Source organism: Dysgonomonas sp. 511 (assembly GCF_010501105.1).
Classification (GTDB): domain Bacteria; phylum Bacteroidota; class Bacteroidia; order Bacteroidales; family Dysgonomonadaceae; genus Dysgonomonas.
Window position 1 is genome coordinate 20,653 of the sequence record NZ_QVMQ01000005.1, and the last position, 15,435, is coordinate 36,087.

9 protein-coding genes are annotated in these 15,435 nt (G+C 44.1%); 7 read left to right on the plus strand and 2 right to left on the minus strand.

What is annotated here, in order from left to right; genetic code table 11:
- Nucleotides 1–146: 146 nt before the first annotated feature.
- Nucleotides 147–2,411 (minus strand): GH92 family glycosyl hydrolase, encoded by a 2,265-nt coding sequence (locus tag D0T57_RS03260; RefSeq protein WP_163270845.1) that lies wholly within the window; start codon nucleotides 2,409–2,411, stop codon nucleotides 147–149.
- A 163-nt stretch (nucleotides 2,412–2,574) separates the two neighbouring features.
- Nucleotides 2,575–6,621 (minus strand): hybrid sensor histidine kinase/response regulator transcription factor, encoded by a 4,047-nt coding sequence (locus D0T57_RS03265; RefSeq protein WP_163270847.1) that lies wholly within the window; start codon nucleotides 6,619–6,621, stop codon nucleotides 2,575–2,577.
- Nucleotides 6,622–6,886: 265 nt separating this feature from the next.
- On the opposite strand from D0T57_RS03265, the gene D0T57_RS03270 reads away from it, so the two are divergent.
- The 7 genes from D0T57_RS03270 to D0T57_RS03300 all read left to right on the plus strand — a co-directional run bounded on the left by D0T57_RS03270 (nucleotide 6,887) and on the right by D0T57_RS03300 (nucleotide 15,404).
- Entirely contained in the window at nucleotides 6,887–8,080 is a 1,194-nt protein-coding gene (locus D0T57_RS03270) for a glycoside hydrolase family 76 protein (RefSeq protein ID WP_163270849.1), read from the plus strand.
- Between the two features lie 41 nt (nucleotides 8,081–8,121).
- Nucleotides 8,122–9,039: an endonuclease/exonuclease/phosphatase family protein gene (locus D0T57_RS03275; RefSeq protein ID WP_163270851.1), complete on the plus strand. Its 918-nt coding sequence runs from the start codon at nucleotides 8,122–8,124 to the stop codon at nucleotides 9,037–9,039.
- A gap of 269 nt (nucleotides 9,040–9,308) precedes the next feature.
- Nucleotides 9,309–10,319, plus strand: a complete 1,011-nt coding sequence (locus D0T57_RS03280; RefSeq protein WP_163270853.1) for a Gfo/Idh/MocA family protein — start codon at nucleotides 9,309–9,311, stop codon at nucleotides 10,317–10,319.
- 435 nt (nucleotides 10,320–10,754) lie between these two features.
- Nucleotides 10,755–11,243: a DoxX family membrane protein gene (locus D0T57_RS03285; RefSeq protein ID WP_163270855.1), complete on the plus strand. Its 489-nt coding sequence runs from the start codon at nucleotides 10,755–10,757 to the stop codon at nucleotides 11,241–11,243.
- A 26-nt stretch (nucleotides 11,244–11,269) separates the two neighbouring features.
- Nucleotides 11,270–12,958 carry a Gfo/Idh/MocA family protein gene (locus D0T57_RS03290; RefSeq protein WP_163270857.1) on the plus strand — a complete coding sequence of 563 codons (1,689 nt, stop codon included), beginning with the start codon at nucleotides 11,270–11,272 and terminating at the stop codon, nucleotides 12,956–12,958.
- A gap of 50 nt (nucleotides 12,959–13,008) precedes the next feature.
- The gene (locus tag D0T57_RS03295; RefSeq protein ID WP_163270859.1) at nucleotides 13,009–14,481 is read left to right on the plus strand and encodes a Gfo/Idh/MocA family protein; all 1,473 of its coding nucleotides are present in this window, start codon (nucleotides 13,009–13,011) and stop codon (nucleotides 14,479–14,481) included.
- Between the two features lie 35 nt (nucleotides 14,482–14,516).
- Nucleotides 14,517–15,404, plus strand: a complete 888-nt coding sequence (locus D0T57_RS03300) for a DUF1080 domain-containing protein (protein ID WP_163270861.1) — start codon at nucleotides 14,517–14,519, stop codon at nucleotides 15,402–15,404.
- Nucleotides 15,405–15,435 lie beyond the last annotated feature (31 nt).

Here is a 15,435-nt window from a genome sequence, read left to right on the forward strand (position 1 = left end):
ACAAATGTAGAAATGTTCGTTTTTGTCATAAAAAATGAAATGTTATATTTTTTTGGGCGACACAAATATTTACTATATTGTCGTATATGTTTACATCACTAAGAAGAGATGCTTCCCTACGCTCAGGATGACAGAGGTAGTATCTGCTACTCCATACTAAAAGACGGAGGAACAGCATTATCGCCGGATGCCCAGCCTTTGTTGGGATGTTTGCCCATCACAAACTCTAGTTTGCCTCCTTTTACCAAATCGTTGTGGTGAATCCATGATTTGTCCAGTACTTTACCATTCAATTTGGCAGACTGGATATACTTGTTTTCGGGCGAATAATTGTGACAGTATATCTCAAAGACTTTTCCTGCCGCCACTTCTATTTTTGCACTCTCGAACATTGGGCTGCCAATCACATACATCGGCAATCCGGGCGTTACGGGATAGATGCCAAGTTGCGAGAAAACAACAAACGATGTCAAGCCACCGCCGTCCTCATCGCCGGGTATGCCCATCAGGTCGTTGCGAAACCATTGCTTCAGCAAATTCCTCACTCTTTTTTGTGTGCGCCAAGGCTCACCTGCATAGTTGTAGAGATAGGGAATGTGCATAGATGGCTCGTTGCCCATCGAAAACTGCCCCACAATACCTGTATGGTCGCCAAACTGGTGATGGAAATCGGGACGGCCCTTTCCTAATGGTTCACTGTACATACGCTCAAGTTCGCCGACAAAGGACTGCTTGCCTCCCATCATATCCACCAAGTCGGATATATTGTGCTGCACACCCCAACGATATACCCATCCGTTGCTTTCGTCGTAAGCATCGCGCCCGCCAATGCCGGGAGGGAAACGGTAATCGAGGTCTTCCATAAATTTCCCGGTGGTGTCTTTCGGATGGAAAAACTTCGTTTCGGGATTGAATATCTTGTGATAATTCAGGCTCCTTTGCCTAAAATATGCTGCTTCGTCATCTTTTCCCAGTTCTTTGGCTATCATCGACAGACACCATTCGTCGTACACTGTGCCTAACGTAACCGCCGCAGGCTGACGGCGTTCCCATCCGTGAACTTCGGGAACAGTCTCCTGCTCGCCTTTTGCCAATGACGGGAAATAGCCATGATCTTTATAAAATTGATCCAACACCCCTGCCGGCTTGGATGACCACGGGGCAAGTGTCTTTTCTGTAATCGCACCTTTAGCGGCTATATATGCTTTTTCGAGATCGAAGCCTCTCAACCCTTTGTTGTAGGCATCTATTACCATTGCCACTCCATGATTAGCATTCATACGGCGGCTATCGCCTGTCACCTCGGGAAAATTGGGCATCCAGGGCCGCGGCATCTGGTCTGCCATGCGCAGGTACGAATTTATCATATCCACTTCTTTATCCGAATCAATAATTACACGCAAGGGATGGGCTGCCTGATAGGTGTCCCAAATCCAATCGTCGGTATAGAAAGGGATGCCATTATCGTTGTGTACCTGCTTATCGAATGCGCTGTAATATCTTCCATCTTCGGATATGCAGATCATGCGCTCGTAGATACGGTACATAGATGTATAGAAAACCGTTTTTGCCGGCTCGTCTATTCCCGATACCTTAATCTTACCTAAGGTTTCGTTCCATGCCTGTTTGCCTTTTTCGGACACTTGTGCGAGATTGTAGCTGTCGATTTCGCGCCTCAGATTCTTCTTTGCCTGCTCTATGCTTATGAACGAAACACCGTAACGGGCTTTTACCTTTTTCGTTTTCGCCGGATATTTCATTATAAAGTAAGCATTATGCCCTGCGGTATTCCTTACATATGAGTTTATTTTTTCGCCCTGATGAGTTCCTGTTTCAATCGGGGTTTGCTCTGTTTCGAAGTAAATATATACACGAGTATCGTTTGCCAATCTTTGATAGCCGCTTATACTGTTTGCATCAGAATCCAGCTCCCCATTCCTGGTATTAAAAACCAGATAGGCAGGTTGATTTTCATCACTAAAATCTATCTCGTAAATGCCCGCTTGATGCGAAGGTGCATATTGGATGTGAATGTCGTAATCGTCGAGATCGACACTGTAATAATACGGCTTGACAATCTCGTTGTCGTACCCGAAATCTATTATGCTTTTTATCGCTTTTACTTCTCCCTGATAGGGACTAAGGTTGAAAGCCGAGCTTCCGCGGTGACTGGTTACAATCAAGGGTAAGCCTGCGATTACATTCCCGGTATAGTCACCCCGTTCGGGATAAACGCGGAGCATACTGTTGGGCAAATGGATAGTGGGATAGGTAGGCACAAGCATATGGCTTATATTACCTATATAGGGGTTTACGTAATCGACGGGCGTTTTTTCCTGTTGAGCCGATATAGGAACTGCAAATAAAACAAGGACGAATATCAAGCTGTAATGTTTAATGGTATTTCTCATCTTCTGTAAAAAAATTAGGGTTGTATGTCTCCGGCAAATGTATAAACGATATAAGGAAGCCTGAAATACGTCAATTTCTTATTTTTTGTCTGGCATGAATAATAACTAGTTTGTCGTAAATATTTACAAGGGTATATTTCAGCACAGAGTAAAATCAACACTGCTACAAGCTATTCTGCTCCCTGTATTCTTTAGGCGTACAGCCGTATTTCTTCGCAAATGCTTTGAAGAAACTTACACGGTTGGCAAAACCCGATTTGAATATAATTTCGTCTATCGTCAGTTTCGATTTCACGAGCAGGTCTTCGGCGATATACAGGCGGCTGTCGCGTATCATGTCGGCAATACTGATCTCGCTGTCTATTTCGTTCATCTTGCGATACAGGTTGCGCGTGCTCATATTCAGCTTTAGAGCAATGAAATTTACCGACAGGTCTTTGTTCTTTATATTCTTGTTGATGATATCGAATACGGTCTTTATGAATTTCTTATGCTCCTTGTGCGTCAGCTTGCCATTAGCCAGTTCGAATGCACTTATCGGAGACGAAAAATAGTTCTTCAAAGCCTCCTTACGGCTTATCAGCCGGTTGACAGACGTTTTGAGGAAGTCTACATTAAATGGCTTAGTTATGTATATCTCTGCGCCTGCATTCATGCCGGCTATCTGTTCGTCTACCTCATGTTTGGCCGAAATAAGGATAAGCGGTATATGCGCTGTCTCCTGATTGGCTTTCAACTGGCGCGTAAAGCTTATGCCGTCAAATTCCGGCATCATTACATCGCAGAGGATAATATCGGGATGTATTTCGTTTAATATAGAAATAGCCTCGGAAGGTTTGCTGAAACATATGACATTGAACTCGCCGGCGAATATTTCATTTATAAACCAAAGCATCTCTATCTCGTCGTCGATAACCATAATGGTAGGCTTGGCTTCGTTGATCACCGATTTTGGCAAAGCCGTTATTACATTATTTTCCATTTTTGCCGCGTTTATCTGGGAAATGGCAGAATCGGAAACTGTAGTATCGGCATTTGTTTCCAAATGCGGCAACCTGACTATAAAATGCGTCCATTCGTTCGGGCTGCTTTCTACCTGTATTGTTCCCTGCAACAGATTGACCATACCGTATGATATAGCCAACCCGAGGCCGTTGCGCGACCAAAGGCTCGAATGGTCTTGTTTCTCGAAACTGTCGAGAATGCTGTACCTGTCGAATATTTTCGATATATCTTCCGGCTTCACTCCCTTTCCGGTATTGGAAATGGTAATGAGCAGAGAACCGTCAGTTTCGGCAACCTTAATTTTCACCTTTCCCTTATCGTTGGTATATTTGAAGGCATTGGAAATAAGGTTGGTCATAATGGTTACGATAAAATTCTTATCCGAGTTCCAGGTAATAAAGTCCCCGATTTCGGTTTCCACATCTATAGTATGGCTTCCGGCTATATCTGTGAACAGGCTTGCCGTCTGGGTGGCAACCTCGGATATTGCCAGCTTTTCTATAACCGGTTTTTTGTAGCCGGTTTCTACCCTGCGAAATTCTATGAGGTCTAAGATAAGCGAATTGAGACGTTCGGCATTTTGCTGTATGACCTGTGTATAGCGAAAAACCGATTTATCTACATTCTTTGAGTTTAGTATCTGGCTGCAAGGCCCATAGATAAGCGTCAGAGGTGTACAAAACTCATGTGCAATATTTGTAAAGAAGCGGAGTTTCGACTCGTAAATCTCTTCCTTGTGCTGCTGTTCCATCTGTCGCACCATACGCACCTGTTTTTTCTTGCTTCTGACCACAAACCACCGCAAAACCAATGCCAGCAAGACTATAAACAAGACATAATAAGCGAGGTATGCCAGCGACGACTGGTACCAGGGAGGCAATATCTTTATCCTGATACTCGACACTTTGCTTTCGGTATCGGTAGCCCGGTTGTAGTATTTCACCTGCAACTCGTATTCTCCGGGAGCAAAGTTGGTGAACGATACTGTGTTCGAGCTTCCGTTGTCGATCCACCGGTCGTTTATCCCTTCCAGCTTATAGTAATAGGTATGGTTGTTGGCATTGATGTGGTCGATAGCAATATAAGAAACCGAGAAAAGGTTCTGGCTGTAGTCCAGTTCCAGTGTATTCGATTTTTCGTTTTGGATAATGAAATCCATTATATTGTAGTTCTCGCCCAGTATTGTCAGGTTGTCGAATATGATGGGGGGCATATATTCCTTCATACGGTAATCATTCTCCTTTACCGAGATAAATCCGTTTATCCCCCCAAAGAACAATACCCCTGTACTCTTGTCCCTGAAGGCAGCCCCATCGCTAAACTCAAACACATCGAGCCCGTCTTGCGATGTGTACGATTTGAAAGTTTCTTTCTCCGAGTTGTAATTTATTACCCCGCGGTTTGTACTTATCCAGAAATCGTTTCCGCTGTTTGGCAATATGCAGTGTATGGTACTGTTGGGAAATCCGTTGGTCGTGTTAAAGAGCTGGTAGTCATTGTCCGACTTGTACTTTATAAGTCCGAAACTCGTGCCGATGAGATAGTTGCCCCAATCGTCCTGCTTGATGGATATTATCTCATTTATTGTCTTATTACCTATTTTATCCGGGAATTTTATGGCTTCTACCCCAAATGTTTCGGTATTTATCTTAAAAATTCCTCCACCGCGGTTGGCAAACCATATATACCTGTCGTTTTCGGGATAGAGGGAAAAGAAGTAGTTGGAAGAAATATCGCCGTCGCTTCTTATAAACCGGTTTTCGACAGTCAGCACCGGCGTATCGCCGTTCCAGCTTATACGCGCCTTTATCGCTCCCATGCCCACGCTGGCAAGCCAGAGATAAGAGCCTTGCTCGTATATGGCATGTATATATTTCAGGGCCACGCCATTGTGTACGAGGTCTACCTTTTTTATCCTTTTCTCGCTGTACGAATAATAGTTGAGCCCCTCCTCGCTGCCTATCCACAATATATTGTGCGTGCCGGGGGCAAAGGCATATACAGAGTTGTCGTTCAACAGGCTGTTTTGTGAGGTGATATTCTCTATTTTGCAGTCGAAGATACTTTTGTTTATGTCATAATTATATATTTTCAATATACCATCGCCTTTACTCCCTATCCACATCGTGCGGTCATCGTCTATATACAACGCACGTACAGGGTGTCCCATTTTCAGCGAGAAATCGTTTATCAGGGTCGACCTGATGGAATACTGGTCGTTGGAATACGAATAGATACCCTGCCCGTCCGTACCTATCCACACAATATCCTGATAGCGGTCTTTGAGCAAACTAAATATCCCACTATTTATGGGAATCTTTTCTAACGTATAGTTATCCGGCTCCGACGAGTCGTTTTTTCTCAACACAAAAAGCCCGTTTGTCCTGAACCCGATAAAATAGTCGTCATGGAATTTTATGATCGAAGAAACCATCCCATTCTCCCTTATCAGTTTTTCCACATCTTCGATATAAACAGAACTATGTCCCTTTGTTTTAAACTCATACAGGCTGTAGTCGCTATCTACAAAAAAGAAAGACCCATCTTCGCCGTAGCAATGCAACAGGCTTTTGTCGTGAGAATAGATTTTTTCGCGGCGAAATTCGACCTTACCATCCTCAAAGCGGTTTAGGGAAAAACAAAAGCCTTTGCCGGTTACTGTGAATATCCATATCCTATTGTCGTCGGTTATTGTGAAATCGAGTATTTCGTTGAATATTATGCCTGCCAATTCAGCTTTTTCGAAACGGTTTTCTTCCTTTATATAATAAAATATGCTGTTGTTTTCTTGTATCAGGTAAATATTGTTTTGCGAATCTTTTTCCAGAAACAATATATTATTGAACATGTCGAAATGCTCCAGCGAATTGGTTTTCTTATCATACTTGTTCAGCCCGTAATATGTCTGTATCCATATTATGCCGTCCTTACCTTCTACAATCCGGTCTATCAGGTTACCCGAAAGCATATTGTTTTTGTCTTTGGGCTTATACGCCGATACACTTTTCCCGTTGTACATATTAAGCCCGTCGCAAGTACCTATCCACAACAAGCCGGTATAATCCTGACAAAAGGCAGTAACCGAATTATTCGACAGCCCATTCCTGTTTGTTATCTGCTTGAGATTGTAGCCTGAGGATGGTATGCTGGCAAGGAGAAACAAGGATATAAGGACGTATTTGATATGCCGGGGAATTATTTTCATAGCAATATATAGTTTGAGGCAAATTTGATGAAAACAAATGTATTGATTTTCGCCTTCTATACAAGGCCTGGCTTTCGGTCTTAACTAAATAAACGGCGCTAATTTCTGCACGAAAGTTAATACAGATGCGGAGTTTAGCACATTGTTAATATTTGCGACAAAAGAGTTAATATTCGCGCAGGTACAACAAAAGGCTTTTCCATCCATTATTTTTCTAACTTTAGGGCTTATATTTGTCATAATAAAACCTACAAATCAGTAAGAAATGAAATCCTACAATGTTTTAGTAATCGCCCTAATACTATTCACTGCCTTAGGCTGCCGCAACAATAAGCAGTCAGACAACGATAAGGAAAAACTGATCGTCCGGGCACAGGAAACACTCGATTCCTTATATAAATATTACGGAACAAAAGAGAGCAACCTGCTATGGGAAATGTATCCTTTCAACGAAGAGCATAAAGTGACCTACCTGGCATCGGAACAAAAAAACGTATCGAATCAATACGCATTCCTGTGGCCGTATTCGGGTACTTTTTCGGCAGTAAATGCCATTATAGAGGCTACAAACGACAGCAAATACAAACAAATACTCGACAATAGGGTATTAGCCGGACTGGAAGAATATTTCGACACCACACGGCAGCCTGCCGCTTATGCATCGTATATCAATTCGGCGCCGCCATCCGACCGCTTTTATGATGATAATGTATGGTTGGGGATAGATTTCTCCGACATCTATATGCAAACCAAAGAAGACAAATACCTGCACAAAGCAAAACTTATCTGGGAATTTATTTTGAGCGGCAAAGACGATAAGCTCGGCGGCGGGATATACTGGTGCGAACAAAACAAAGGCAGCAAACACTCCTGTTCGAATGCGCCGGCTGCCGTATATGCCTTCAAACTATTTGAAGCAACAGCCGACAGCACCTATTTCGAGCAAGGAAAATCTATCTATGAATGGACATATAAAAACCTGAGGGATAGCACCGACAACCTTTATTACGACAATATCAACCTCGAAGGCGGGATAGACAAAGCAAAATATGCGTACAATAGCGGGCAGATGCTTCAAGCTGCAGCATTACTGTATAAGCTGACAAAAGAAGATCAATATCTAAAAACAGCCAGGGATATTGCCGAATCGTGCTACTCTTATTTCTTCAACGATTTTGAAACGCCGGAGGGTGACAAGTTCCGCATGCTGAAAAAGCGCGACATCTGGTTTACGGCAGTAATGTTTCGCGGGTTTATCGAATTATATAAGATAGACAACAATACCATCTATATAGATACCTTCCGTAAAAACCTCGATTATGCATGGAACCATATGAGAGACGAAAACGGCCTGTTCAACTCCGACTGGAGCGGAGAGGTCAAAGATGAATCGAAGTGGGTGCTTACGCAGGCGGCAATGGCTGAGATGTATGCGAGGCTAGCCCTCTTGAACGCTTAAACGGTGACAAGAAAACAGAAAATTATATATATAAACATACCATGAAAAAAACTATCTACATCCTTATCCTGATATGTATATCGGGAATGCTGAATGCTCAAAAGCTCACTGTAGCCTCATACAACATACGGAATGCAAACAGCCACGATGCCGAAAGAGGCAACGGATGGCAACAACGCTGCCCTGTAATCAGCCAACTGATACAATTCCACGATTTCGAAATTGTAGGTATGCAGGAAGTAAAGCACAACCAGATAGAAGACCTGCAAAACAGCCTGCCCGAATACGGTTATGTAGGAGTAGGACGCGACGATGGTAAAACACAAGGGGAATATTCTCCCATCTTCTTCAAAAAAGAACGGTTCGATGTCATCAAGTCGGGAACATTCTGGTTGTCCGAAAACACAGATTACCCCAACAAGGGCTGGGATGCCGTATTGCCACGTATCTGTTCGTGGGTGGAGCTGAAAGACCGCCAAAGCAAAAAGCAAATATGGTTCTTCAACCTGCACATGGATCACGTGGGAGTAAATGCCCGCAAAGAAAGTGCAAAGCTGGTACTGGCTAAGATAAAGGAAATGTGCGGGAAAGACCCTGCTGTACTTACCGGCGACTTCAATGTAGACCAAACAAACGAAAGCTATGCCCTGTTGGCCAATTCAGGCATTTTATCCGATTCGTATTTAAATGCGAAAATACGATATGCACAAAACGGTACTTTCAACGATTTCAATCCCAGCCTGAAAACAGAGAGCCGCATCGACCATATTTTCGTAACAAAGCATCTTACACCTATACGCTACGGTGTACTTACCGACACATACTGGGTTTCTCGTGCGGCAGGAGAAAAAGTACAATCAGAAAATTTTCCGAAAGAAGTGTCTCTCGAAGAATATGAAGCACGCCTCCCTTCCGACCATTTCCCTATAGTGGTGGAATTGAATATGGAGGAATTATGATAGATGCATAGTTATATCTATGAAGCCAACATCTAACTATTAACTATCCCAGAGTAAACGCATGAAATTTATCCGAACTCAATTCTGAGCTTTGTAGGGGTGAATTGAAAATCGACGGAGTCAATTATCATTCGCCCGCAGATTTTTTCTATTTCGGGCGAATGATAATTCGCCCCTACGGTAGTCAAAACTGTAATATCATTTTTTCATGCGTTTGCCCTGATAATTATCCCCTTTTATTCATATCTTTATCAAAAGAACACTATATTATGGAAAATAGAAGAGACAATACAAAAATCCGTTTTGGCGTAGTAGGAACAAGCAATATCGTAAACAAGGTAATCGAAGGAGCCCGCTTAGATTCCCGTTTCGAACTGGTTGCCGTCTATTCGCGCACACAGGAGAAAGCTGACGAATTTGCCGACCGGCATGGTATTCCGCACACATTTACCTCCCTCAGCACGATGGCTGCAAGCCCGCTGATAGATGCCGTATATATAGCCTCTCCCAACTCGTTGCATGCCGCCCAGAGCATACTGTGCATGCAACATGGCAAGCATGTATTGTGCGAAAAACCTTTTGCATCGAACACCAGAGAGGTAAAGGAAATGATAGCGACCGCCCGAAAAAATAATGTGGTACTGATGGAAGCAATGAAACCGACCCTTACCCCAAATTTCGTGTCCATAAAAAACAATATTGGCAAAATAGGTAAGATAAGGCGATATTTCTCATGCTACTGCCAATACTCATCGCGCTACGACGACTTGAAAAAAGGCATTATACAAAATGCCTTCAAACCCGAATTATCGAACGGAGCATTGGTCGATATCGGCGTATATACCATATACCCTATGGTCGTTCTCTTTGGCAAACCTCAGTTAATCAATGCTGTGGGAACGAAACTATCCACCGGGGTAGACGGTCAGGGGGCAGTCAACTTCCAATACCATGACATGGAAGCCACCATACTCTATTCCAAAATAGCAGACTCGGCGTTGCCTACCGAAATACAAGGAGAAGAAGGAACTATTACAGCCGACCGCATCAACATCATCAATCATGTTTCCCTGAAACGAAGGAACGGAGAAGAATCCATTATCAGTTCGCCGAATACAATGCACGAATATTATTACGAAGTGGCCGAATTTATTGATTTAATCGTGGGCGGCGAATACGAATCGCAAATCAATAGCCATCAAAATTCGCTGGTTACAATGGAAATACTTGACGAAATAAGGAAACAGTTGGGAGTAGCATATCCGGCCGATAATATGTAAGTAACTGTTACTAAGCATCCCGAAAATATAGAAGTATTAGGTTCGTGTAGTAAAATTTTGCCCATCACTGTGTATTTTATATCACCTTCCCAAAAGTTATTCATTTCCTCCATTCGCCGTAAAAGTGTTTGGCTATCGCGATTTTTTAATTAAAAAAACAAGTTTTTTTAACAAAATAAAACTATTATTTACTTAAAATATTCCTAGCTTTACCATGCATTTAATCACCCCCCCGATTCCATGGAAAAAAGCCTTTTCCGAGGCTAAGTTATTGATTTATTTATAAAGCAATTATAAGCGCATTTTATATTGCTTTGTAGGTAGTACCATGCCAGCAAAGAACGAATTCAGAGAAGATTCATTATTGTTAGCCAATAACCTTATTGTTTTTGTAACGACATTAAACAAATACATATACTATTACTATTTTTATCCATGAAAGAACTAACATCGTACTCGCGCAGCCAGACCACATGGCTGGTTATTCTGAGAATTTTAATCGGATGGCACTTTCTATACGAAGGGCTGGTAAAAATACTAAGCTCCGGATGGACATCCTACCCCTACCTGATGGACTCACAGGGATTCTTTGCAGACTATTTCTACGACCTGGCGGCTAATTCCACGCTACTGCCCATCGCAAACTACATCAATATGTACGGGCTCGCCCTTATCGGGCTTGGGCTAATACTTGGTTGCCTATGCCGCGTAGCCTCCATCGGAGGGATCATTTTCCTTGCACTTTACTACCTGTCGCATCCTCCTTTCATCGGAGCCGAATTTATGATGCCCACCGAAGGCTCTTACCTGTGGATAGACAAAAACGTGATCGAAATAGGAGCCTTGATGGTACTGATATATTTCCCCACATCGCATATCATTGGCTTAGACCGCTTTATATGCCCATTATTCAAACGCAAATAAGATAACTCTAACAAGGACTAACAAAAATGACACCCGAAGATAAAACAGCACTGGAAGGCGCAAACAACAACGAAGACAAAAAAAACAATGCCCTGCCCGAATCGCAAGGAAGGCGTAAAGTAATCAAAGCCCTTGCCACAGCACCCGTATTGGGCGCATTGGCATACGGCGTATATAGCAAACGCAAGTTCGACAACACAAAAAAAGACGTTAAAGACGTTTTCAACCTGAGCGGCGAAAAAACCACTATTGCACCCTTGAAGCCCAATGGCGAACAGATACGCTTGGGAATAATCGGTTGCGGCATCAGGGGCAAGCAATTACTAAAAGCAATTGGATTCGCCACACCTGAATATTTGCAGGAAAGAATTGACGCCGCCAAGAAAAACAAAAAAGATACCCGTTACGACGATTTTCTGCATCAGGAAGACCTCAATGTAGTACTCGCCGGCGTATGCGATATTTTCGACACATTTGCCGAAGAAGGAATAGCTGCCGGAGCCAATATAAACAAAGAAGGAGTGGGCGGCACCTACGGACAAGCGCCGAAGCGTTACCGCAACTATAAGGAAATGCTTGCTGCCGACGATATCGACGCCATCATAGTGGCCTCGCCCGACCATTGGCACAGCACAATGGCTATGGACGCCGCAAAAGCCGGAAAACACGTATATCTGGAGAAACCCCTCTCGTGGACTGTACCCGAAACATATATGGTAAGGGACGTAATAAAACAAACCGGTATTGTATTCCAACTAGGACATCAGGGGCGTCAGGTAGACAGCTACATCAAGGCAAAAGAAATACTGGACAAGAACCTTCTGGGGCAAGTAACACTGGTAGAAGTATGCACAAACCGCAACGACCCCAACGGGGCATGGGTATATGACATACATCCTACGGCCAATCCTCAGACTATAGACTGGAAACAGTTTGAAGGCGACGAAACGCGAGTAAAAGAGTACATGGATTATATGACCAAATATAATCTGGAGAAATATGTAGGACCAGACGAAAGAAGCAAATTCAGCCTCGAACGGTTCTTCCGCTGGCGTTGCTGGTGGGACTACAGCACAGGGCTCAGCGGCGACCTGCTTACACACGAATACGATGCCATCAACCAGTTGATGGGCGTAGGCATACCCCATTCGGCAACATCGTCGGGGGGCGTATATTTCTTCAAAGACGGAAGAACCGTACCCGATGTATTGCAAACCACATTCGAGTTTCCCGACAAGAACATGACCATGCTCTACAGCGCAACGCTTGCCAGCGACCGCAATAGGGGGAAAGTCATTATGGGACACGATGCCTCGATGGAAGTAGGCGATACACTGACCGTAAAAGTAGACCCGCGCTCTACACGCTACAAAGAGAAAATAGAGAAAGGCATCATTAAGCCCAACGTGCCCTTCTATACATATGTGCCGGGCAAAGACAATGTAGATGCAGTAACCTCTGCCACCGAGCTTTATTTTGCGCAGCGTGGCTTATTATATTCATACCTCGGAGGAAAACGTTACGATACCACCTTCCTGCACATGCGCGAATGGCTGGAATGCATACGCGACCGCAACAAAAAGCCGTCGTGTGACATAGATGCCGCATTCGAAGAAGCCATCACCGCCCATATGGGAACACGCGCCTACCTCGAAGGGCGCACCATGTACTGGGACAAGGACAAGGAAGAAATTGTAAGAGGAGAATTTAGTTGAAAAACCCACCTTTAAATCTAAGATATTTATTAACCTAAAAAACAAAGATTATGGCATCAGACATTTCAAGAAGGAAATTCTTGCAAACAGGAGCTAAAGCAGCAGTAGGGCTTACCATCATCCCCAGTGCGGTTTTAGGCCAAAATTTCGGACACACTGCACCCAGCGACAAGCTCAATATATTGGGTATCGGGGTCGGTGGCCGCGGATTCAGCGTACTCAAAGGCATGGAAAGCCAGAACATTATCGGGCTGGCCGATGTAGACTGGAAGTACAGCGACCGCGTATTTAAGTATTTTCCTAATGCAAAACCATACTACGACTACAGGAGAATGTATGAAGAGCTGGGCAAAGATGCAGATGCCGTAATGGTGGCAACAGCCGACCACACGCACGCCATCGTGGCTGCCGAGGCCATGACTATGGGAAAACACGTATATTGTGAAAAACCACTTACGCATACAGTCTACGAATCGCGCCTGTTGACCAAACTTGCCGATAAACATAAGCTAGCTACCCAAATGGGTAACCAAGGCTCTTCGGGACCGGGTGTGCGCCAGGTGTGCGAATGGATATGGAACGGAGAGATAGGTGAAGTAACCAAAGTGGAAGCATTCACCGACCGACCTATCTGGCCACAAGGACTAAACCGCCCTGAAAAAGCTGAAAAACCTGCCAAAACTTTAGACTGGGATCTATTTTTAGGCCCTGCCAAGTATCGCGACTACAACTCTATCTATACTCCTTGGAACTGGCGCGGATGGTGGGACTTCGGTACAGGGGCACTTGGCGATATGGCTTGCCACATCCTGCATCCTGTATTCAAAGGGCTGAAACTAGGCTACCCTACAAAGGTACAAGGCAGCTCTACTCTATTGCTTACAGATTGTGCACCTAATGCACAGACAGTAAAATTCACATTCCCTGCCCGCGACAACATGCCTAAAGTGGCCATGCCAGAGGTAGAAGTAACGTGGTACGATGGCGGGCTCAAACCGATGCGCCCGGCAGGATTCCCTGAAGGAAAAGATATGAACGATGCAGGTGGTGGCGTTATCTTCCACGGAACAAAAGATACATTGATCTGCGGATGTTACGGAAAAGACCCTTGGCTGCTTTCGGGACGCACACCTAATGCGCCTAAGGTGCTGAGAGAAGTTACGCTGTCGCACGAAATGGACTGGGTACGCGCTTGTAAAGAAAGTGCTTCGAGCCGTGTAGAAACAGCCTCTCCGTTCAGCGAAGCAGGGCCGTTCAACGAAATGGTGGTAATGGGCGTATTAGGCGTAAGGCTGCAAGCCCTCAATCAGGAGTTGCACTGGGATGGCGCTAACATGAAATTTACGAACATCGACCCTAGAGCTACTATCCGCACCGTAATAAAAGACGGATTTACGATAAAAGACGGCCACCCATCGTTCGATAAGACAATGACAGCCCCTATGAATGCAATAGAATTTGCCGAGGAACTTATCAAGCATACTTATCGTGATGGATGGAAACTACCCGATATGCCCAGATAAAGCAGTATAATTATAAATATTAATATAAAAAGGAAATGAAAAAATTGATTTACAGTTTAGGCTGTTGTATGATCGCCGGAGCATTTATGGCTTGCGGAGGCAGCGCATCGAAAAGCGGAGAAAACCAGGAAGAAGCCAAAGACTCGGTAAAGACCGAAAATGCTGTGCCTGAATACACCGTATTGGATAATCCCCAAGTAGATTTAGCCAAGCTGAAAAAAGACAAAGACGGCTACATCAACATCTTCGACGGCAAAACATTTGAAGGATGGCGCGGATACGGAAAAGACAAAGTTCCGGGAAAATGGACAATCGACCAGGGCGCTATCAAGTTTAACGGCACAGGTGGCGGCGAAGCTCAGGAAGCTGATGGCGGCGACATCATCTTTGCCCACAAATTCAAAAACTTCGAATTGGAACTGGAATGGAAAGTATCGAAGGGTGGAAACTCAGGTATCTTCTATCTGGCCCAAGAGGTGCAAACCAAAGACCCTAAAACCGGAGAGGTGAAAATGGAACCTATCTATATATCATCTCCTGAAGCTCAGGTATTGGACAACGAAAACCACCCTGATGCCAAACTGGGTAAAGACAACAACCGCCAGTCGATGTCTCTATACGACATGATTCCTGCCAAACCGCAAAATGCAAAACCATTCGGACAATGGAACAAAGCTAAGGTGATGGTTTACAAAGGAACAGTGGTACACGGCCAAAACGGCGAAAACGTTGTAGAATACCACCTGTGGACTCCGCAATGGACAGAAATGTTGCAAGCCAGCAAATTCAGCCAGGAAAAATGGCCTTTGGCTTTCGAATTGCTTAACAACTGCGGCGGCCCTAACAGGGAAGGTTATATCGGATTCCAGGATCATGGCGACGATGTATGGTTCCGCAACATCAGGATAAAGATCCTTGATTAATATTAAGAGCCTGTTTAAATTTTAGCGAAAA

What these genes read in the sequence shown, in the direction of transcription:
- D0T57_RS03300 (WP_163270861.1), top strand. Translation starts at nt 14,517, where the DNA reads ATGAAAAAATTGATTTACAGTTTAGGCTGTTGTATGATCGCCGGAGCA.
- D0T57_RS03265 (WP_163270847.1), bottom strand. Translation starts at nt 6,621, where the DNA reads ATGAAAATAATTCCCCGGCATATCAAATACGTCCTTATATCCTTGTTT.
- D0T57_RS03275 (WP_163270851.1), top strand. Translation starts at nt 8,122, where the DNA reads ATGAAAAAAACTATCTACATCCTTATCCTGATATGTATATCGGGAATG.
- D0T57_RS03270 (WP_163270849.1), top strand. Translation starts at nt 6,887, where the DNA reads ATGAAATCCTACAATGTTTTAGTAATCGCCCTAATACTATTCACTGCC.
- D0T57_RS03285 (WP_163270855.1), top strand. Translation starts at nt 10,755, where the DNA reads ATGAAAGAACTAACATCGTACTCGCGCAGCCAGACCACATGGCTGGTT.
- D0T57_RS03260 (WP_163270845.1), bottom strand. Translation starts at nt 2,411, where the DNA reads ATGAGAAATACCATTAAACATTACAGCTTGATATTCGTCCTTGTTTTA.
- D0T57_RS03280 (WP_163270853.1), top strand. Translation starts at nt 9,309, where the DNA reads ATGGAAAATAGAAGAGACAATACAAAAATCCGTTTTGGCGTAGTAGGA.
- D0T57_RS03290 (WP_163270857.1), top strand. Translation starts at nt 11,270, where the DNA reads ATGACACCCGAAGATAAAACAGCACTGGAAGGCGCAAACAACAACGAA.
- D0T57_RS03295 (WP_163270859.1), top strand. Translation starts at nt 13,009, where the DNA reads ATGGCATCAGACATTTCAAGAAGGAAATTCTTGCAAACAGGAGCTAAA.